This window comes from Nocardia sp. NPDC058519, from assembly GCF_042719755.1.
GTDB lineage: Bacteria > Actinomycetota > Actinomycetes > Mycobacteriales > Mycobacteriaceae > Nocardia.
On the sequence record NZ_JBHXNK010000008.1, the window covers coordinates 89,944 to 109,569 of the forward strand.

Annotated in this window: 20 protein-coding genes; 7 read left to right on the top strand and 13 right to left on the bottom strand. The window is 66.5% G+C overall.

Features of this window, described 5'->3' with window-relative positions:
• Positions 1–33 precede the first annotated feature (33 nt).
• Together ACFWPK_RS12060 and ACFWPK_RS12065 are read right to left on the bottom strand one after the other, a co-directional pair.
• Entirely contained in the window at positions 34–1,410 is a 1,377-nt protein-coding gene (locus tag ACFWPK_RS12060; protein ID WP_378914668.1) for a hypothetical protein, read from the bottom strand.
• 286 nt (positions 1,411–1,696) lie between these two features.
• A complete protein-coding gene (locus ACFWPK_RS12065) occupies positions 1,697–3,115 on the bottom strand; it encodes a glyceraldehyde-3-phosphate dehydrogenase (RefSeq protein WP_378914896.1) in 1,419 nt (472 codons plus the stop codon).
• Between the two features lie 263 nt (positions 3,116–3,378).
• On the opposite strand from ACFWPK_RS12065, the gene ACFWPK_RS12070 reads away from it, so the two are divergent.
• Positions 3,379–4,596 carry an MFS transporter gene (locus ACFWPK_RS12070; protein WP_378914670.1) on the top strand — a complete coding sequence of 406 codons (1,218 nt, stop codon included), beginning with the start codon at positions 3,379–3,381 and terminating at the stop codon, positions 4,594–4,596.
• On the top strand, positions 4,577–5,140 hold the full coding sequence (locus ACFWPK_RS12075) for a TetR/AcrR family transcriptional regulator (protein ID WP_378914672.1): 564 nt from the start codon (positions 4,577–4,579) through the stop codon (positions 5,138–5,140). Before ACFWPK_RS12070 ends, ACFWPK_RS12075 begins: the two co-directional genes overlap by 20 nt.
• A 52-nt stretch (positions 5,141–5,192) precedes the next feature.
• Here the strand turns inward: ACFWPK_RS12075 and ACFWPK_RS12080 are convergent, their stop codons facing one another.
• A complete protein-coding gene (locus tag ACFWPK_RS12080; RefSeq protein WP_378914674.1) occupies positions 5,193–5,636 on the bottom strand; it encodes a DUF5990 family protein in 444 nt (147 codons plus the stop codon).
• A 57-nt stretch (positions 5,637–5,693) separates the two neighbouring features.
• The gene (locus tag ACFWPK_RS12085; RefSeq protein ID WP_378914676.1) at positions 5,694–6,488 is read right to left on the bottom strand and encodes a helix-turn-helix domain-containing protein; all 795 of its coding nucleotides are present in this window, start codon (positions 6,486–6,488) and stop codon (positions 5,694–5,696) included.
• 40 nt (positions 6,489–6,528) lie between these two features.
• Between ACFWPK_RS12085 and ACFWPK_RS12090 the strand changes: the two genes are divergently transcribed.
• Positions 6,529–7,449: an alpha/beta fold hydrolase gene (locus tag ACFWPK_RS12090; protein ID WP_378914678.1), complete on the top strand. Its 921-nt coding sequence runs from the start codon at positions 6,529–6,531 to the stop codon at positions 7,447–7,449.
• Here ACFWPK_RS12090 and ACFWPK_RS12095 read toward each other — a convergent pair.
• Complete coding sequence (locus ACFWPK_RS12095) at positions 7,440–8,048, bottom strand: hypothetical protein (RefSeq protein ID WP_378914680.1); 609 nt, start codon at positions 8,046–8,048, stop codon at positions 7,440–7,442. The genes ACFWPK_RS12090 and ACFWPK_RS12095 overlap by 10 nt on opposite strands.
• A gap of 295 nt (positions 8,049–8,343) precedes the next feature.
• Here ACFWPK_RS12095 and ACFWPK_RS12100 point away from each other — a divergent pair, with 295 nt between their 5' ends.
• The gene (locus ACFWPK_RS12100) at positions 8,344–8,964 is read left to right on the top strand and encodes a hypothetical protein (RefSeq protein WP_378914682.1); all 621 of its coding nucleotides are present in this window, start codon (positions 8,344–8,346) and stop codon (positions 8,962–8,964) included.
• A 59-nt stretch (positions 8,965–9,023) separates the two neighbouring features.
• On the opposite strand, the gene ACFWPK_RS12105 is transcribed toward ACFWPK_RS12100, so the two are convergent.
• Together ACFWPK_RS12105 and ACFWPK_RS12110 are read right to left on the bottom strand one after the other, a co-directional pair.
• Complete coding sequence (locus ACFWPK_RS12105; protein ID WP_378914684.1) at positions 9,024–9,848, bottom strand: SDR family NAD(P)-dependent oxidoreductase; 825 nt, start codon at positions 9,846–9,848, stop codon at positions 9,024–9,026.
• Between the two features lie 143 nt (positions 9,849–9,991).
• Positions 9,992–10,942 (bottom strand): LLM class F420-dependent oxidoreductase, encoded by a 951-nt coding sequence (locus ACFWPK_RS12110; RefSeq protein WP_378914686.1) that lies wholly within the window; start codon positions 10,940–10,942, stop codon positions 9,992–9,994.
• A 263-nt stretch (positions 10,943–11,205) separates the two neighbouring features.
• Between ACFWPK_RS12110 and ACFWPK_RS12115 the strand changes: the two genes are divergently transcribed.
• Complete coding sequence (locus ACFWPK_RS12115; RefSeq protein ID WP_378914688.1) at positions 11,206–11,673, top strand: hypothetical protein; 468 nt, start codon at positions 11,206–11,208, stop codon at positions 11,671–11,673.
• Between the two features lie 255 nt (positions 11,674–11,928).
• Positions 11,929–13,293: a cutinase family protein gene (locus ACFWPK_RS12120; RefSeq protein ID WP_378914690.1), complete on the top strand. Its 1,365-nt coding sequence runs from the start codon at positions 11,929–11,931 to the stop codon at positions 13,291–13,293.
• An 83-nt stretch (positions 13,294–13,376) separates the two neighbouring features.
• Here the strand turns inward: ACFWPK_RS12120 and ACFWPK_RS12125 are convergent, their stop codons facing one another.
• The 5 genes from ACFWPK_RS12125 to ACFWPK_RS12145 all read right to left on the bottom strand — a co-directional run bounded on the left by ACFWPK_RS12125 (position 13,377) and on the right by ACFWPK_RS12145 (position 17,776).
• A complete protein-coding gene (locus ACFWPK_RS12125; protein ID WP_378914692.1) occupies positions 13,377–13,592 on the bottom strand; it encodes a multiprotein-bridging factor 1 family protein in 216 nt (71 codons plus the stop codon).
• A 200-nt stretch (positions 13,593–13,792) separates the two neighbouring features.
• On the bottom strand, positions 13,793–14,767 hold the full coding sequence (locus ACFWPK_RS12130) for a helix-turn-helix transcriptional regulator (protein WP_378914694.1): 975 nt from the start codon (positions 14,765–14,767) through the stop codon (positions 13,793–13,795).
• 171 nt (positions 14,768–14,938) lie between these two features.
• Complete coding sequence (locus tag ACFWPK_RS12135) at positions 14,939–15,571, bottom strand: GNAT family N-acetyltransferase (protein WP_378914696.1); 633 nt, start codon at positions 15,569–15,571, stop codon at positions 14,939–14,941.
• The gene (locus tag ACFWPK_RS12140; RefSeq protein WP_378914698.1) at positions 15,568–16,608 is read right to left on the bottom strand and encodes a ThiF family adenylyltransferase; all 1,041 of its coding nucleotides are present in this window, start codon (positions 16,606–16,608) and stop codon (positions 15,568–15,570) included. The genes ACFWPK_RS12135 and ACFWPK_RS12140 overlap by 4 nt, the downstream gene beginning before the upstream one ends.
• 493 nt (positions 16,609–17,101) lie before the next feature.
• On the bottom strand, positions 17,102–17,776 hold the full coding sequence (locus ACFWPK_RS12145; RefSeq protein ID WP_378914700.1) for an MBL fold metallo-hydrolase: 675 nt from the start codon (positions 17,774–17,776) through the stop codon (positions 17,102–17,104).
• Between the two features lie 104 nt (positions 17,777–17,880).
• Here ACFWPK_RS12145 and ACFWPK_RS12150 point away from each other — a divergent pair, with 104 nt between their 5' ends.
• The gene (locus ACFWPK_RS12150) at positions 17,881–18,726 is read left to right on the top strand and encodes an SAM-dependent methyltransferase (RefSeq protein WP_378914702.1); all 846 of its coding nucleotides are present in this window, start codon (positions 17,881–17,883) and stop codon (positions 18,724–18,726) included.
• On the opposite strand, the gene ACFWPK_RS12155 is transcribed toward ACFWPK_RS12150, so the two are convergent.
• Positions 18,657–19,622 carry a hypothetical protein gene (locus tag ACFWPK_RS12155; protein WP_378914704.1) on the bottom strand — a complete coding sequence of 322 codons (966 nt, stop codon included), beginning with the start codon at positions 19,620–19,622 and terminating at the stop codon, positions 18,657–18,659. The genes ACFWPK_RS12150 and ACFWPK_RS12155 overlap by 70 nt on opposite strands.
• Positions 19,623–19,626: the final 4 nt, after the last annotated feature.

Below are 19,626 nucleotides of genomic sequence, written 5' to 3' on the forward strand. Positions count from 1 at the left end.
ACAAGGCGTGACCCTGATGACAGGGACGGCAACTCAGCGCAGGGCCAGGTGTTTCGGACGTGCGCGACGACCCTTGCGGTCGTACCGGTCGGGCGGGATGTGGCCGCGACCGGGTGCGGGCAGGCCCGCCCGGAACAGGCCATAGGTGATCCGTTGTCGTACAGCCGCTTCGAGCGCGTCGCGAAGTGGTCCGTCGCGCAGTACCGCGTCGGCGCCGAGCTTGGCCTCGACGATGGTGAGGGCGCCGTCGATATCGCCGTGGTCCAGGCGGTCGCAGACGCCGACGAGCCAATCCGGTTGGCGCAGTGACCGATCGATGGCCTGTAGGCAGGGCATCGGGGTTCCGGTCAGGGCAGCCAGGAGTTCCTCGCGCCGGATTTCGGCGGGGTCGTGATCCAGAGCGGCGAGCACGCCGTTCACCAAACCGATCCGGTGACGTTCGCCCCGGCACGCCACGATCCGATGACCGTCGGCGGTGATCCCGGATGTCTCGGTCGGCAGGCCGTCGCAGCCGAGCGCCGAGGCGACCAGCGGATGCAGTCGATCGGCGGTGATCGCGCCCGCGCGCAGCAATTCCAGATCGGGGAGCACCCAGGTCGCCGCGTCGGGCAGGACCGGAAGGGCGGAGATTCCGCCGCGCGGGTGTTCCCCCGAAATCCGCACTGTGGGTGGGTCATCCGCCCCCACGTCCAACACGACCCGTTTCCGCGCACCACACCGAACCAGCACCAGCCCGGACCGACGCCCCTGCGCCCGCAGCAGAATCCCCGCTTCGTCCGCCCACCGGTCGACGGCACAACCCGGCGGCACCGTTGCGGACACCCCGGGATCGGGGTCGTCGCCTGCCGCAAGCCTCTCGGCAGCGAATTGTCCTGCCCCAGCACGGGTTCGCAACTCCCCCACCCTGCGCGAATCCCACAGGTGACGGTGCAGGTCGAGCCGGTAGCGACTGTTGGGTCGGGGGTGTGGGTGCATGCGCGCGCTGGTCGCGGGGCTCGCCGTGTCCCACAGCGCGAGGCTGATCCGCTGACCGGCGCCCGCCCAAGCGGGTGGCGTGCGGACCACCAGGCACACGGAATCCGCACCGTCACAACGCGTTCCGTCACCGGCCGCGCTGCCGAGGCCCGCGATGAATCCGGCGTCGTAGCGAGCCAGCACCATCGTCAACCCGGGTCGCAGCAGACCGTCCGGTGCGATTCTGGGTAGGTGCCAGCGCAACAGGTCCGGTGCCAGGTACCGCAGGTCAGCCCGTACCCTGGCGGCAAGTCCTCGCCCGTGAGTCCGCGCCAACGTCCGCAGATCCACATCGAGATCGACGTGCGCCGCGGCGCAGGCTCCCGACCAGTCGCCGACGAGCCGCCGTGCGGTGGCCACCTCGATCATGGCGGGCGGCACAGCGAGTTCGCGCACGCGCAGCCAGAGGTCAAGGCGCGCATCGTCATAAGACGTACGGGAACACTGCGGATTTTCGGTGAAGTCCCCGCGTTCACGCGGGAGAGAAGCCGGTGCGATGACCGGCGTGGGGCTCAACGGCCCGGGCGCAGGACGCCCTTTCGACTCGATGTCATATCGCCAGTATGCACAACAACGAGCGACCCGACAAGCGGTGACGGTCGGGTCGCTCGGTCCGCCGTCGAGCCGACGAGGCAGGCGGGCCCTGGTCGGAGACCGGGTGCCCGCCTCGCCCCGAGCGCCGCTACTGCGCGGCGGTCAGTTCGCGTGCGTCGGACTGCGCACCGAGCTGCGGATAGGTCGGGTATTCGATGCCCGAGATGTACTGCACGGTCCGGACCACCTGGCACGAGTAGCCGAACTCGTTGTCGTACCAGACGTAGAGGATCGCGGTGTCACCCTCGACGATGGTGGCGTTGGCGTCGATGATCGAGGCCGCGCGCGAGCCGATGAAGTCGCTCGAGACCGCGTCGGTGGCGGCCGTGTAGTCGAGGTTGCGGCTCAACGGGCCCGCCAGGGATACCTGACGCAGGTAGGCCAGCACATCTTCCTTGGTCGTGTCCTGCTTCAGCTGCAGGTTCAAGATCGCGACCGAGACGTCCGGGGTGGGAACGCGGATGGAGTTGCCGGTGATCTTGGCCTTGAAGTCCGGCATCGCCTTGGCGACGGCCGAGGCGGCACCGGTCTCGGTGAGCACCAGGTTGAACGGCGCGGAGCGGCCGCGACGGTCGGCCTTGTGGTAGTTGTCCAGCAGGTTCTGGTCGTTGGTGAACGAGTGGACCGTCTCGACGTGTCCGCGGACGATCCCGAATTCGTCGTCCATGGCCTTGAGCGGCGGCACGATCGCGTTGGTCGTGCACGAGGCGCAGGAGAAGATCTGCTGCGACAGGTCCAGATCGCGGTGGTTGACGCCGTGCACGATGTTGGGCACGTCACCCTTGCCCGGCGCGGTGAGCACCACCTTCGCGATGCCGGGGCGCAAGTGCTGCTCCAGGCCGTCGCGGTCACGCCAGCGACCGGTGTTGTCGATCAGGATCGCGTTGTCGATGCCGTAGGCGGTGTAGTCGATCGTCGTCGGGTCATCGCTGTAGATGAACTTGATGACGTTGCCGTTCGCGGTGATCGTGTCGTTGTCGGTATCGACCTTGATCGTGCCGTTGAAGTGCCCGTGCACCGAGTCCCGGCGCAGCAGCGACGCCCGCTTGGCCAGGTCGTCGTCGCCACCCTTGCGCACCACCACCGCACGCAGGCTCAGCCCGTTACCCGACCCGGCCTTCTCGATCAGCAGCCGGGTGACCAGCCGCCCGATCCGCCCGAACCCGTAGAGCACCACATCGCGCGGCCCCTGCGACACGGCCTTGTTGTCGTCACTCACCTGCGCCAGCACCGCCGTGGTGTACTCCTGGACCGACAGCCCACGCGCATCCGCGTGATAGGCCATCACGAGCTGACCCAGATCGATCTTGCACGGCCCCAGATCCAACCGGCTGATCACCTGCAGAAATGGCAGCGTCTCGTCCACCGACAGCTCTTCGCCGCCGATCTGCCGCGCGAACCGATGCGTCCGCAGAATGCTGATCACCGACTTGTTCACCAGCGACCGACTGTGCAGCAGAATCGTCACACCCTTGCTGCGATACAGCGTCCCGATGATCGGAATCATCGCCTCAGCAGCAGCTTCCTGAGCGTTCCAGCGATCAAGTTGTTCGGTAGTCAACACACGTCCTCTGGGTTCATCGATATTTGCGCCGTATTGATGCTAGTGAGGTCCACAAATTCACCGATGACCACTCCCTCCTGGTGAGATCGGCGTCGCACCGAACCCGCCGCGCGCCGAGACGCCCGCCATCCGCATCCCTGCCCTACCCGGGTGACGTACGGTAAACAATTGAAGCAGTCGTTCAAGTTGTTTGGAGGTAGACCTCGATGCCGAACCCGTACGCCGCCCTGTTCAAAGCCCCTGGAGCCGTTGCCTTTTCCGCCGCGGGCTTCGTCGCCCGGATACCGCTGGCCATGATGGCGATCGGCATCATCACGATGATTTCGCAGCTGCGCGGCGAGTACGCGCTGGCCGGTGCCGTATCGGCGACCTTCACCGCGAGCACGGCCATCGTCGGACCGCAGGTTTCCCGGCTGGTCGACCGACTCGGGCAGGGTCGAGTGCTGCCTCCCGCGATGGGCCTCAGCGTGCTCGGCTCGGCCGCACTGCTGCTCAGCGCCCGCTACGACGCGCCCACCTGGACTTTGTTCGCCGCTGCCGCGCTGGCCGGGACCTTGCCGAACATGTCGGCCATGGTGCGAGCCCGCTGGTCATATGTGCACGCCGACTCCCCTCAGATGCACACGGCGTTCTCGCTGGAATCGGTGGTCGACGAACTGACCTACGTCACCGGTCCAGCACTGGCGGTCGTCCTGTCGACGGCACTGTTCCCAGAGGCAGGGCCTTTGCTCGCGGTGATTCTGCTGATGGTGGGAGTGCTGCTTTTCGTCCCGCAGAAGCGGACTGAACCTGCCGTGCGAGCGGATGTTCCGGCTGACGAGAAGGCCTCGGCCATCAGGATCCCGGCGGTGCGAATGCTGGCATCGATCCTCGCGGCGGGCGGTGTGATCGTCGGTACCGTGGACGTGGTCAGCGTCGCCTTCGCCGAGCAACTCGGCACCCCCGCGAGCGCCGGGATAGTAGTGGCCGCCTATGCCGCCGGGTCGGCCCTGTCCGGGCTGGCCTTCGGGGCATACCGGCTGTCGATGCCGCTACCGCGACAGCTCGCCCTGGCCGTAGCGGGCACGATGCTGACAACTTTGCCGCTACTGCTGGTCGACGGGATCCCCGCGCTGGCGGTGGCGATGTTCGTTTCCGGCGCGTTCTTCGCACCGACGATGATCCTGATCATGCGGCTGGTCGAGCGCACCGTGCCCGCGGCCGCGCTCACCGAGGGCATGACCTGGGCGCTCACCGGACTCAGCGCGGGCATCGCGCTCGGCGCGCTGATCTCGGGCACGGTCGTCGACCGGTCGGGACAGGCCGCGGGCTTCGCCGTGGCGGTCGTGGCAGGCACCGTAGCCTTGACGGTGGCATTGTTGGCGAGAGCGCCGCTGGCGAGAGCCGCGCGCGAGGAGGTCGAGGTTGGGCGAGGCGAGCACTGACGGCCGCAAGCTCAAGGGCGAGCGGCGCAAGAAGGAGCTGATCGAGGCCACGCTTCGGGTGGTCGCCCGCGACGGCGTCGCAGGCGTCAGCCACCGCGCCGTCGCCAAGGAAGCGGGGCAGCCACCGACATCAGCCGCCTACCACTTCACGACGATCGACGACCTCCTCACCGCCGCCCTCACCTCCTGCATGGATCAGGATGCCGAACGGATCCGGCAGCTGACCGAGGCGAGCGGGGGCGGCGCGGAGGGGGTGCGGGCGCTGGCCGCGATGATGGTCGCGGCACTGGCCGACACCATGCACCTGCAGGCCGAGTTCGAGCTCTACCTGCTTGCCGCCTGCCGCCCCGAATTGCGAGACCCACCGCTACGCTGGCTGGGCGCGATCGAGCGCTTCGGCCGTCGATACACCGACGACGCGATACGTTTGCGCATTCTGTCGGGAACCGTCGACGGCATGCTGATCCAGGCCCTGGTCACCGGTGAACCGCCCAGCGCGGCGGAATGGGAAGCGGTCCTGACGACGATCTTGCTCCCCCGCTGACCAGGTCGTCGGCCATTGTGCCCGGCCTGCCAGGTCGAGGCCGACGGCGCGGTCAGGTTGCGGCAGTCCAGCGGATCAGGGCTGGTTTCACCCTCGCGCACAACGGGTTTCCGGTCGCATCGGTGAGGCCGAGCCGGGCCTCGAGTACTCCTGATTCCGTCGCGGCGGCCAGCACCTCGGCGGGCACGTCGGCGAGCATCAGTTTGGCCCGCCGGAACATGGTGACGGTTCCGGCGTCGTCGACGGTGCCCCAGCTGAGATAGAGGAACCGCTCCCCCGGCCTGCCCTGAATGTAGGGCCCGCGGATATCGGTGCCGTCGACGGTGCACTCCACAGTCCACGTGACAGCGTCCGCGTCGCCACGCTGCGGATCGAGCAGTTCCTGCGGACGATTCTTCCGCTGCACGCCTACGTGGATGTTCGAGTACGCCGTCTCGATCCCCGCCGGACGGCAGGACAGCCCGGGCAGTTGCGTCCCCACGATTCGGATGAGCATCCGACCATTCTCGTGCACCCGCTGATCGATGCCGTGCCTGCGCGCCCTCGACACCGCTCAGTCGTTCCTGGCCGGCACTCCATCGAGGACGACGACGCGAGTACCCGCGGCGAGCAGGCTGCTGGCGGTGAGACCACACATGGCGTGGAAGGCGTCGCTGAAGTGGGAAGGGCTGGCGAAACCGGCGTCCGAGGACGCTGTCGTCAAATCGGTGCCCTTCGCAACGGCACGGCCGACGCTGAGCATGCGAGCCCACATCCGGTATCGGCGGAAACTGGTGCCTGCGTGCGCGTTGAACAGGTGCAGGAAACGTGAGGTCGACAGATGGGCTTCGGCAGCCAGTTCGGCGGCCGAGTTCGGGCGGGCCGGGTGCGCTTGCAGCGTCGCCGCCGCGGCCACGATCCGGGGGTCGATGTTCGTCGCGCCGGGGCCGCACGCCAGGTCTACTGCCGCGACGGGATCGAACTCGGGCCGCGCGGCAAGACCGATCAGGTCAGCTTCCTCGCTGTGCGCCAGACCGATTCCCTGGTTGTGCGCGGTCATGCGATTCCAGCAGCTGGTTGCCTGCGGCGAGCTCGGATCGATGTAGCAGAACAGCATCCGCTCGCCGTTGCACACGACCCGATGGATCATCCGGGGCGGAATCAGCGCGGAACGCACAGTCTCCTCCCGGTCGCCCACGTGCAGGGTGAACGGCGCATCCAGCCCGACCGCCAGGCAATGCACGGTGCCGCAGTGCGCGTCGAGCCGCAGGGAAGGGCCTCGGTACACCGCGTGGCCCGGCCACAGCCACACCGTCGCCTGCGCGTGACAGCGCGTTTCTGGAAGTGCCGGACCGCCCATGATCGCCATGCTTGCACGACACCCAGAGGACGGAAAGAGCGGACCGAATATGCGATTCGAACACATCCCGCACGCGGTATCGGTTGATCCGACTGCGGCACTCGGCGATGCACGAACCATCCATCTGAGGCAAGGACCTGTTCGGATCTACGAGCGCGGTGCCGGACGGCCGCTCGTGTTCGTCCACGGTCTCTTCGTCAATGCCGCCGCGTGGCGCAAGGTCGTCCCGCTACTGGCCGACTCCTACCGCTGCATCACCGCCGACTGGCCCTTCGGCGGACACCACACGCCGATGTCGCCGGACGCGGACCTGACACCCACCGGCATTGCCGACACCATCGCCGACGTCATCGACCAGCTCGACCTGCACGACGCGACCTTGATCGGCAACGACGGCGGCGGAATGCTCTCGCAGCTGGTTGTCACCCGCCGGCCCCATCGGTTCGGCCGACTGATCCTGACACCGTGCGATGCCTACGAGAACTTTCCGCCACCACAGTTCAACTACCTGTGCCGGATCTCCCGAGTACCCGGTATCGAGCACCTTGCGGGCCGCGCCCTGCGCATCCCGGCGGTCCGTACCCGATGCGCCAGATCCTCGATCGGGTTCGCGGAGTTGACCAACAGTCCGATCGACACGAAGGTGCTCGACCACTACCTACACGGCGTCACTCACGACGCCGGTGTGCTGCGGGATTCGATCGAACTCCTTCGCGCCGTGGACAACCGCTACACCCTCGACGCGGCCGCCCGGTTCCCGACGATCGACCTGCCGGTCCTCATCGCCTGGGCCCCCGACGACCAGGTTTTCCCCTTCCACCACGCGGAACAACTCGCCGCGGACTTCCCGAACAGCCAACTGGCGGAAATCCCGAACTCGCGAACGTGGGTCGCCGAGGACCAGCCCGAACGTCTCGCGCACCTGATCCGCGAGTTCATCGATCCGGCAGCGGAAATGGGTCAGGGCTGACCGCTGACGACGGCGGTGACGGCGTCGAGGAAGGGCTGTCCGCCCATGGCGTAGCCGCCGGCGATCGCACCGAGGACCAGTCCGACGGGGCCGGTGACGATGCTGAGGAAGCCGAAGCCGAGGACGGTGCCGATGAGGCCACCGAGGATGCCACCGGCGACCACGCCGACCACGTTGCGGTTGATCTCGTTCGTCAGCTGGGACATGGGGCTGATGGTCTGGATCTCGCCGATCTCGGTGGCGCTCGCCTGCGGGGTGAGGACGAGGTGGCGACCGTTGTCGGAGATCGTTTGCGCCACTCGCATTGTCGCGCCGGAGATCTGGTAGCTGAGCGGGATGCGGGTGACGACGGCGCCCGCGTCGGAGGTGAGGGTGACCGCGGTGTTGTCCTCGGTGGTGGTGAAGGTGCCGCCGGTGACGGTGGTGGTCAGCACTCGGGAGAATTCGGTGAGAACGGCCTCGTAGTGCACCGACTGGTCGACCCCGGACGCGGTGGGCTGGGGGGTGGGTGCGACCGGCTGCGCGGCGGCAGCCCCCGCGGTGATCCAGACGGCGGTGCCGACCAGGAGCGCGGTGGCAGGGAAGTGACCGAATTTCATCAGGGATTTCCTTTACGCATGACGAAGACTGCGCGGCCGACCAACGTGCCGATGCGGGGCACGAAGCTTGGTGTCCGCCAGTGAGATCGGGCAGACACTAGCACCATTCTTCACCGGATTGTCATCCGTGCCGAATTGGGCGCTGGACCAAGTATTCGCTGTAAAAAGATGCAGATTCACAATTCGACACGATCGCGTGTCTCCGTGTAAGAACTGTCAGGCAAGTGGGATGTCGGTCGGGACGTCCAGCGGATGAGTGGGGACAACACAAATGGCGCGTCGGACGAACTTGGCCGTGGCCGGGGTATCGGTTGTGGCGGTGTTTGCCCTGGCCGGGAGCTTCTACGTCGCACTTTCCGTCGTCACCGGGTTCGGCGCGCGGGTGCCCGGACCCCCTGAAAATGATTCTGCCGCAAAAACTTCGCCGAGCGAGGTTTCAGCGACCCAGCCACTGGGAACTATTGTCGAGCTATCCGGCGGAGTCGCGTCCACACTGAGTAAGTCCGTGACCCGGATTCCCCGCGTGAATCTGAACGTCGGCGATTGCGTGGATTTGGGTGTGAGCTCGGCCGATATTCAGCAGGCCGCGTGTGGTAGCGCCAATTCCCACTACAAGGTGGCGGAATTGGCGTCGGCCGGCGGCCGCTGTCCGGGCGACGTCGACCGCTCACAACCCCGGACACTTCCGGGCGGCGTGGACGAGACCGTCTGCTTGGACATCGATTGGACAGTCGGCGGCTGCATCGATCTGGCCGGCGGTGCGGTCAAGCACGTGGAATGCGCTGCCGACGTGCCCGGCCGACTCCGCGTGCTCGAGATCCGGCACGACACCACCGACGTCAACATCTGCACGGCGGGCGACCGTGGTGTCGTCTACGACGAGCGCCGCTACGTGGTCTGCGTCAGCTCGCGCTGAGCAGACCGGTGTCGATCGAATGTGAGATAGCCCTCATTCGATCGTCAGGCGGCATGCTGTCAACCGGCGAGTGGCTCAGCGCAGACCGGGTGCCGGCGCGAAAGAATGGGCACCAGAAGTCGTTTCGGGAGGAAAGGCACCAGCGCGGCGGCCGCGCGGTTGGCCAGGCCCGGGACAGCGACCATGGCGCCCTTGGCCAGGCCGTTGATGCCGACACGGGCCACCACCTCCGGCGATTCCCACATCACGGACGGCAGTGCGCCATGTGCCTCCTCGGAAGTGAAGCCGGCCCGCTCGCCGAAACCGGTGTCGACCGGTCCGGGGCACAGCACGGTCGCGGTGACGCCGGTGCCGCGCAGTTCGCCGGACAGGCTCTGGGTGTAGGACAGCACGAACGCCTTGCTCGCGCCGTACCCGGCCTGGCCGGGTAGCGGCTGAAACGCGCCGGTGGAGGCGACATTGAGCACCGCTCCCGTGCCACGGGCCACCATCGCGGGCAGGAAGCGGGTGCACAGATCGACGACCGCCACGACATCGAGTTCGACCATCGCGATCTCGGCATCCGGGGTGGCCTTGTGCACGGGGCCGAGAGTCGAGATTCCGGCGCAGTTCACCAGGATCGAGGGCACGAGACCGAGCGCTTCGACGCGACCGAGCAGCGCGGCGCGGGCCTCGCGGTCGCCGAGGTCGGCGGCGAGAATATCGGCGCGCACACCGGTCGCGGTGATCTCGGCGGCCAGTTCGGCCAGCTTGTCGGCACTGCGCGCAACCAATGTGACCTGGTGTCCGCGCCCGGCCAGCTCGCGGGCAAGGGCCGCGCCGATGCCGGAGGACGCGCCGGTGACGATCGCGGTGCGGTCGGCGGCGGGAGAGGGAAGGCTCATGCGCCCCAGCCTAGGGTGACCGGCGGCACCTTGCGCAGAGTCGGATAACCGGCGGAGGCAGCCGGTCCGACAGCTCAGATCAGATTCAGTTGACGGAGGTCGGTGCTGTACTTGCGGTGTGGGTATGTCGGAACAGGCGCGACTCAGCCGTGCACGAGCGGGCTCAGGGCCTTTCCTGCCAGTTCGAGGATGCCCGGCTCGTGACCGTTGGCGACCATGTTCACGATGATGCCGTCGACCCCGTGATCCAGGATGCGGCGCTGGATCTGCTCCGCCACATCGTCGGGGGTGCCTGCGAACACACTGTCCGCCGAGATCACCACCACGACATCGCGCTGCATGAACTCCTGCGCCAGCTTGCGCGCCCGGTCGCCGTCCTCGTCGATGACGACGACGGCGCGGAAGCTGGTCTCCAGGGTCTGTGGGTCGCGCCCGGCCTCCTCGCAGCGCTGCCGCAGCGTGGCCAATTTCTGCGGCAATTCGGTGGTGTGGCAGAGGAGGTTCAGGTGGTCGGCGTACCGCGCGGCCAGGCCGAAGGTTTTTTTCTCACCGCTGCCACCGAGCAGGATCGGCAGGTCGTCGCGCACCTGCGGCTCGTTGATCGCGTTCTCGGCGCGGTACCACTTGCCGTGGAAGGTCGGCCGCTGCCCGCGCAGCATCGGCGAGATGATCTGCATGGCCTCGTCCAGCCGTTGGAACCGCTCGGTGAAGCTGCCGTATTCGAAGCCGTAGCCGATGTGCTCCTGCTCGAACCAGCCCGCGCCGATGCCGAGGGCCGCGCGGCCGCCGCTGATCACGTCCAGCGTCGTGACGATCTTGGCCAGCAGCGCCGGATTCCGGTACGTGTTGCAGGTCATCAGGGTGGCCAACTGGATTCGCTCGGTGACGGTGGCCAGCCCGGCCAGGGCGGTGTAGGCCTCCAGCATCCAGTCCTCCGGCTGCCCATAGACCTGATAGAAGTGGTCCATGAAGAGCACGGCATCGAATCCGGCCGCCTCCGCCTCCTGCGCCTGCGCGATGACCCGCGGGAACAATTCGCGCGGCGAGGCCGCGTAGCCGAAGTAGGGCATCTGGTATCCGAGACGAATGCTCATGCTCTACGACGCTACGGTCGTTTCCCTCGTCGACCGGGAGCGATAATCCATGGCAATCAACCGGGCGTCACACGGCAATGGCCCGGAAATCCGCGTGCGACCGCATCCAGGCCACGTAGGACACCGAGGGGAATCCCTGAGGCAAAGCTCCGGGTCGGGACCTGATGTGCCCGGTCCTCCCCCGACGAGACCATTGCAGGATGGAAACCGTTGGTAATCAGAACATTTCAGGAACCGGTCGACGGCGTGCCGGTATCGCCGCAATGGCAGCGGCCGTCACGGTCGCGTGCCTGCTCGGACTCCCGGCGGCAATCGCATCCGCGGACACCGCGGACAGCTGCCTGTGGGCCGGCACCCCGTACTCGCAGGGAGCCACCCTCGGCGCCGGTGGCTGGACCTTCACCTGCGGCCGATCGCTGACCGGAGACGCGCGCTGGGATCGCGGGGCGTCGGCGCATCGGACAGGCACGGTCGCCAATCCAGGCGCCGCAGGCGATCCCACCGGCAGCTTCAGCGCGGGGGCCGTTCAGCCGGGCACCAGCTACAACGACTACTGCGTGGGCGAGCAGCTCGTCAGCGGTCGTGAAGCCGTCTACGAAGCCGTGCCGGACGGCGACGGCCTGCGCTGGCGTCCAGCGGGTCCGATCACGCAGTGGCGTTTCGATCAGGGCGACGGCACTGCCCCGACCGCACGGTCCGTGACCGAGTGCCGGGCGGATCCTCAGAACTGAGCCCGACCGATGAGGCCGATCACGCAGGGATCGGCGGCTGGGCCAGGCACATTCGGGATGAAAGCCGGGCTCGACCGCGACACCGTGCCCGCCCGATGTCCCCCGGCACCGAATCTGAAATGAAAATGTGTCTGAAAATGCCGACGAAACCGACGGCGAGTGGCGAGAATTGGCCCCGACGGTTCGGCACGATTTCTGCGCCTGCGCACCGTCACGAATCTCCTTCGGCAACAGAGGAATTGGACGATGCACAGGTTGTCGAGATCCGCTGCGGCGACGTTGGTCGCCGCCGTCGTCGCGGTCGGGACTGCGGCGGTCGGCGTCGCGCGGGCGGAAACACCCGGCGCGCAGCCCTGCACCCCGTACACGGCAATTTTCGCGCCGGGGACCTGGGAGACCACGCCAGGAGCCGATCCCGGAGTTCCCGTCGGGATGCTCCGGCCCGTCGGCGATGGCCTGGAACGGCAATTCGGCCGTGACATCACGGTGCTCTACGTCCCCTATGCCGCAAGCGCTTTCGACCTGGGTCTGAGCTATGCGGAGTCCTTGAGCACCCTGGAATCCCGCTTGCACCGAATGATGCGTGGCCTGTGCAGTTCGACGCGGGTCATCCTCGCCGGCTACAGCCAGGGCGCGGACGGCATCGGCGATCTCGCCACCGAGATCGGCAATGGCGACGGTCCCATCGGTGCCGATCGAGTGGTCGGTGTCGGACTCCTGTCCGATCCGCATCGCGATCCGAATACCACACTCTCCCTGGGAAATACGCAGCCCGGCCACGGCATAGCCGGAACGCGAAGCCGGGATTTCGGTGCGTTGACCGAGCGGGTTCGCACCCTGTGTGCTGACGGCGACCTGTACTGCTCCCTCGATGCCGCCGCCTCCCCGTTCCTCGCCGTGTTGGGCAGGGTGCTGAGCGGTGATGCCGAATCGATCGCGAACGTCATCCCCGCCACGGTCGATCCCAGCAGCCTGATCGCTCAAGCCGTCACCATGGGCGCCGGCTGGACCGCCACCGCGGCGAACCTGCCTACCATTCTCGACAATCTCACCAGCCTCCCGGAGTTCATCGCGGCGGGTGACATTCGCGGTGCGCACCACGCTGCGCGTGCCCTCAACGTTGCCCTGTCACCGTTGGTCCAAGCCGCCGCCGGTGTAGACCGAGTCCTGGTCGCCCAGGTCATCCGCGCAGCCGCCGCCGTCGATTCCTCTGGTCGGACCGCAGGCGTCAGCGTCATCGCCGACGCCCTCCTGCACATCGATTTTCTGAGCATCGCCGACAGGGTCGGCCGAATTCAGGAGATCCTCTGGCGTGCAGTCGAATCCCTCGATCGCAACGACCCCGTCGCCGCCGCCGCCGACCTGGCGATCTTCGCCGCCACCGGCGCCGACCTCACCGGCTCCGTGCTCAGCCCCGTCGCCGCCGGCATCCGAGCCGACCTCCACGCAACCACCCGAACCCTGCTCAGCATCACCGACCCCGCCACCGTCGATGAGCTCGTCCAACTGGCCCGCCAAGGCGTGGACATAGCCAACTTCTACGCCTCCAACGCCCACATCGACTACGGCGACGACGTCGATATCCTCCTGAGCTACCTGAGCTCCCAGGTCGTTTCGTAGCCTTGGAAGCCGGGCCAGGGCTCGGCGAACACTCGCCGTTGCGTCGACTCGATCTGGGTCGAGCCGACGCAACGGCATTCAGATCAGCACGCCACTGCGTCTCCGACCGAGTTGTCGAGACGCACCCCTAGAACTCTCGACAACTCGCCGACACTGTCGGCACTGGGTGTCACCACATCGCGTTCCCAACGGCTGATCTGGTTTCCGTCCGCGATTCCGATCCAGTCGGCCAACTCCGCCTGGGTGAATCCGGAGGCCATCCTCGCCGCTCGAATAGCTTTGCCGATCCTCGTGGACATGGTCTCCCCTCTCTCTAGATGCCATCGGCACGGACTGCATCGGCGCGGGTGCCCGTCGGCGAACACTCGTACCCCTGATGCGGTCTCGCACAGCCACATTCGAAAGATATCGGTGAATCGGCCTTCGAAGGAGGCTGTGACTGCACGGCAACTGACTGTGCACGCACAAACTTCCGCGCCGCCGGGCGCGGAATTCCCGGCTACTTCGGTGGGTTGTCCGCATCGGTGGCGCCGCGGCGCCAGTCACGTGGCGTCATGCCGAATGCTTCGCGGAATCGCCGGGTGAAGTGGGCGGCGTCGCGGAAACCCACAGCACTGGCCACAGCCGCGACGGACCGGTGCGCGTAGCCTCTGTCGATCAGCATGTCGCGGGCACGGACCAGGCGTTGTTCGATGATCCACTGCTCGAGGCTGATTCCCGACTGTGCGCATACCTTGTACAGGTGCCGAACGGAGATGTTGTTCGCGGCGGCGATATCGGGCATCTTCAAGGTCGAATCGGACAGGTGTGTGCGCACATACCCGAGGATCTGCTCGATCAGCAGTTGCTCCGGGATGGCGGCGCCGTCACCCGGACCGCGGCCTGCCGCCGAGATCAGTAGCGCCCGAACCATTTCCAAACACGACTCGCCCACAGCGGCGGCGGCCGGATCGGCTTCGAGCTGGTCGGCGATCGCGACGAGATGCTGGATCTGCGCCGTGACCATCGGGTACAGCGGCGATGCCGCCAGCCGCCCGTGAGCCGCGACGACCGTTTCCGCGGAAATGCCGAGGCGCTCCCTTGACAGCTGCAGGCACAGCGTTCCCCCGAGACCGTGCCAGCCGGAGGCGAACGTGGTGGCCAGGTCGATCACTTCGCAGGCGCCGGGCTCGATCAGCGTTTGCGCACCGAATTGTTCGTGCCTGCGCACCTGCCCGTTCTGAACGGTCACCGTCAGGGTGTCGCTGGGCGTGATTCGCTCGTGCCGACGTGTTCGGCAGACCTGGTGACCCGATACCTCCGAGCGAGTGAGCGCGATCGGACCCAGCATCCAGGCCTGGTGCCGGCTGACCACTTCGGCCGGTGAATCCCACATCTGCAGGTTCGCCCCGATATCGGCTTCCTGCAGGATTGCGGTGACCGCCTCCCGGCGGTCCGCCGGCGTGAAGTAGTCGGAGTCGATCAGCACTGCCATCGGTGATCTCCACTTCGGATCTCGCCGGCGGTGGAGTCCCTCCCGTCGCCGGCCGTTGCGCGTTTCGGGTGGTGGCAACTCGGGCAAAGGTGATTGCATGGCCTGTAGTCGGCGATGCTATCGCGACGCGGCGCGCCCGGAGCCGGATTCGGCAGGGTTGCCGCACCGACTTCACCGACCTGCGGTGGCGTGTTCCCTTGCCGCGGTGGGCCGTAACGCCAGGATTCGACGTTCGGCAGGTGTCGCCATCGCAGCCCACTCCGGCCGCAGAGCCGCATAGGTGCACACGTCGCGCCACCGACCCTGGGTCCGGTACAGCTGCCGCAGCCGCGCCTCCGGCGTCAAGCCCACTCCCGACATCACCGTGTCCATCACCGGATGATCGTGGCGGTGCCCCGCCCATACCCGGTGAATCCCGAGCGGGCCGAAGGCGAATGCCGCCATGAGCCGCCCCGCCTCGATTCCACCCGCACGCAGCGCCCCTTCCGGAACCACGACCAGACCGCCGATCATCGCGCTGCTGCCGAAATCCTCTACCAGCAGGCCGATGGTGCCGACCATGGTGTCCTCACCCGGCGCCGTGATCGCCAGCGTGTACTTGCGCCGCGGACTCTCGCCGCGGGACCGCAGGGCGGCGTCGAACGACGCCGCGGCTGCCCGGACGCCCATGCTGTCGGTGCCCATATATCGGGTCAGGTGCGGGTCGGTGAAAATCCGCTGATAGACGCCCAGATCACCGGCACGGAGATCCCGCAACCGCAGCCGCGTGCCGACCAGTTCCACATTGCACACGTCGATCGTCAACGGACTTCTTCCATCGCCCGCACGAATGCCGGAGCAACCCGTGGATCTATCGCGGGTATGAGCTCGTCGAGGTCGACATAGGTTCGCCCCGACGGGATCAGCTCGCCGAGCAGGATCCGGCGAGCCGTGTCCGCCACCAAGGCGCCGCCGAGCATCACCCCGGACGCGAGTTGAGGCCAGCTGGACAGGCTCCGGCCGACCTCACCGACAGCGTCGCGCATCGCCGGACTCAGCCGCGGCTCATCGACCACTGCCAGCAGAAACGACAGCAGCTCCCCCCGGTTCATCCTCGCGACATCGGACGAGGTCGACCCGCCGCCGCGGCCGTGGAACAGCGGGCGATGGGGTTCGTGATCGAAACGCTCCACATCCAGCAAGCCGCGATCGTTGGCGTCCATCAGTACCGGGATCCCCCGGCGCCGCGCGCACTCACGGGCAGCGACTTTCGCCCACACCGTGTCGCATTCCTCCACCAACAGATCCAGCGGCCGGGTGCCGCCCACTCCATCGAAGAACGGCCCGATCGACTCCTCGGTCAACCCGTCCATGAACACCTCGATGTCGAGATAGGGGTCGATCTCGAACATCTGACGCGCCGCAAGCACAGCCTTGGAAACCCCGAGATCACCCACCCCTGCCCGCAACCGGTTCAGATTCGACAGCCCGACGGTGTCGAAGTCGGCCAATCGGAACGATCCGCCGACCCCTTCCATCGCCAGCGTCACAGCCGCGCTGTTACCCACCGACAGCCCGATCACACCGATCCGCCGATCGCGCAGGTCTCGCTGCTGCACCCGGTCGATCTTGTTGCGATTCCGATCGGTCCGCACCCGCTGGAAACCCTCGCGCGCCAGCACATGCACCAACCGGCCGTTCCACGGATAGAACACCCATGTTCCCCACCGCCACAACGGAGTCCCGCCACAGATCCGGCGACGGGACGCTGCCAGCGAGCCCGTCGAATGCGCGACAGCAGGGTCCTCGCAGCGGATCAGTTCGTCGAGCTGATCTTCGATCGTGTCGTGCACCGCACTCACAGAACTCGACTCTGCGAGCGCTTCCAGTTCACGCAGTCCTTCCGGGCTCGACGCATCGAGCAGCACTGGACGGAAATGCGATGTCGCAGCGCCGGGCGTGAGTATCGTCGGACGCGGAACCGAGCGATGCAGAACCATGTGTGCACAAACCTCCGACACTCATGAGGCGAACGGACACCCGCTCGTCCCTGTCGACCAGGACGCGCAAAGGATACATACAGCACACCCTCAGCAAACCAACCTTCGGTCCACCGGCATGGCGCGGCAATACCTGAGCCAAACTGGGACTATGACCAATCGATTCGGCGCGAAAGGCGTCCCGCTCCATCACCTTTCCTCAGTATCGCAATAATTCCGCAAGCATCGATTCCAGCGCACCTGAGGACGTACTTCCACCGGCGTGGTACAGAACAGTTCGACTGCACGACAAGGTCGAGTCGGACAACTCCGGCACCGCCGGCCAGGTTCGCACCTTGTTCGCAAGGGGTCCGTGTCACCAGCCTCGCTGTCGCCATTCGCCCAGATGGGGACGTTCGACGCCAAGGGTAGTGTCGCCGCCGTGACCTGGATATACCGCTGTGTCGTCGGTGTAGCGGTCGAACAACTTTGTCGTGACATCGCTGTAGAGCGAGTCGAAGTCCTCGGGCGTGCCGGTTTTACCGATACCACCGGGAAACAGGCTGTCGCCGGTGAACAGATGTGTCCGGCCCGCACCGTCGGTCAGCGCGATCGTGACCGAGCCCGGCGTGTGGCCACGTAGGTGAATCACGGTGAGTTTCAGGTCACCGATGACGATCGTGTCGTTGTCCGCGAGCAGTCGATCCGGAGTAACAGGCAGGGGTCCTGCGTCGAGTTCATGTGCCGCAGTGGGGATTCCGAGCCCGGCCACCTCAGGCAATGCCCACCAATGATCGATGTGCTGGTGTGTGGTGACGATGAGCTGCACCTGTCCCGGAGCTTCCTGCTCGATGAGCTCGACAAGCCGACTCGCCTCGTTGGCGGCGTCGACGAGCAGCGCCGCACCGGTTGCGGAGTCCTGCACGAGGTAGACGTTGTTGTCGCCTCCGCCCACCGACATTTTGACGATTCGGGCACCAGGGACGTTGCGTTGCTGCGGATTCGACCCCGGCGAGACGTCGCCGGTATAGGGGGTATCTATCGTGATCACGGCCCGATGGTAGCGGGGGACAGTCCACGTACGCCGCCACCAGAGGCCGGTCCTGTAGGTTGAGAAAGTCTTCATTGTGCTCGACTTCGGAGGATGTTGCTCGAATGGCGTCGTTCACGGAAACGGACATCAGTGCGACCGCGGTCGCCGTAGCGCACTTTCGGGCGCTGGAGAGCAGCCGAGACGACGCACTGTTCTGTGATGAGTTCGCCTCGTTGTTCGTGGATGCTTCCGGGCTGCCGGTGAGTGGCATCGGCCTCTCTGAAGTGACCTCGAACCGGGTCTACTTGTCCGTTGCGGTACGCACGCACTGGCTCGACGCCGGGGTAGTCGATGCGGCGTCCGCGGGATGTCGGCAGGTGGTACTGCTCGGGGCCGGACTCGATGCGCGCGCTGTCCGACTCGACGTTCCGGCACAGACTCGGTTTTTCGAGATCGACCTGCCGAACGTGCTGGCATTCAAACGTTCGGTGTTGGCCGCGAACCGTGCGGAGCCGCGCTGCGAATACATAGACGTGGCAGCTGATCTCACTGCAGGCGACTGGCCGACCCGGCTGATCGATGCGGGATTCGATCCTGCGCAGCCGACTGTATGGGTCGCCGAGGGCATTCTGATCTATTTCGACTCCTCGACCAACGACCGGATCCTCGACGCTGTCTCCGAGGTATCGGCGGCCGGAAGCCGGTTGTTGTGCGGACATTTCGGTGCAGGGTCGCTCACCGAAGCACAAACCAGGGAGATGACCCGGCGCACCAGTTCGGCAGGGTATGGATTCCAATCCTGGGTTGCCGATCCGAAAGCGTGGCTGGCGGAGTGGGGTTGGGACGTCACCGCGACGACAATCAAGGCGCACGGTGCGACTCTCGGCCGTGACCTGCCCTACGAGGAGACCCCGGGTCGCGAGATCGCGTGGCTGGTGGCGGCCGCGCGTCGCTCGGAGTGCGCGTGATCGGCCAACTCGATCTGTAGTCGGTAGGCGGCCTCTGGCGATCGTGCCGCCGCCCAACAGGCTCGCCGGGTGGTACCGAACGCCAAACCGGGGTCGAGCACGACATCGGGGTTCATGGTGCGGGCTCGCACCCAGATGTCGCCGTTGTGGCGCAGCAGCCGATATCGGCGGAGCCGGTCTTTGAGCAGGTAGGCCGCGTAAATTCCCGCGGCCGAACCGGCGGCGGCGATGGCGGCGAGCCCGAGTGCGATGGAGATGAACTCGGCGTTGCGGTACCAGAAGCCATCCGAATGTCGCTGCTGAAGAACGAGATTCAGGATCTTGAACACACAGTAGGTCAGACCGAGAGTGCAGGCGACGACGATGAATCCCAGGGCTGCCGCGAACGGCCCGCGTCGCACCCAGGTCAGCTCACGCACCGCATACACAGCACTGACGACGACTGCGCTGGCCAGCGGCCCGAGATACGCGATCCAATACATCACCACCGGGCCTGTGACCGGGAAATCGTTGCTCATGTACTCGGTCGGTGTGTCGGCCATCGGGGTCGACAGGAAGGTGACCACCATAGCGACGACGATGGCGACGGCACTGGCGGCCTGCGCTCCGATCGGCAGGTCACGGCCGGTGATGTAAGAGACCAACGTCAGCAGAGGAATCGCGGCCAGCGCACCGAAGGTCATGCCCGCCAAGGACATCACGTTCGCAACGCCGGTCCAATCCTGCAGGATCGGGTTGATCACGTTGTCGGTGATGTGGCGGATGCGGCAGGCCTTCGCCAGACCGAGGGCGAGCAGGAGCTGAGTCAGTGGATTCGCGAGTCCGGTCCCGGCGCCCGAGCGCTGACCGCCGTGGGAGTCGGATCTGATGCGGTGCAGTGCAAGCACAAGCAACATAACG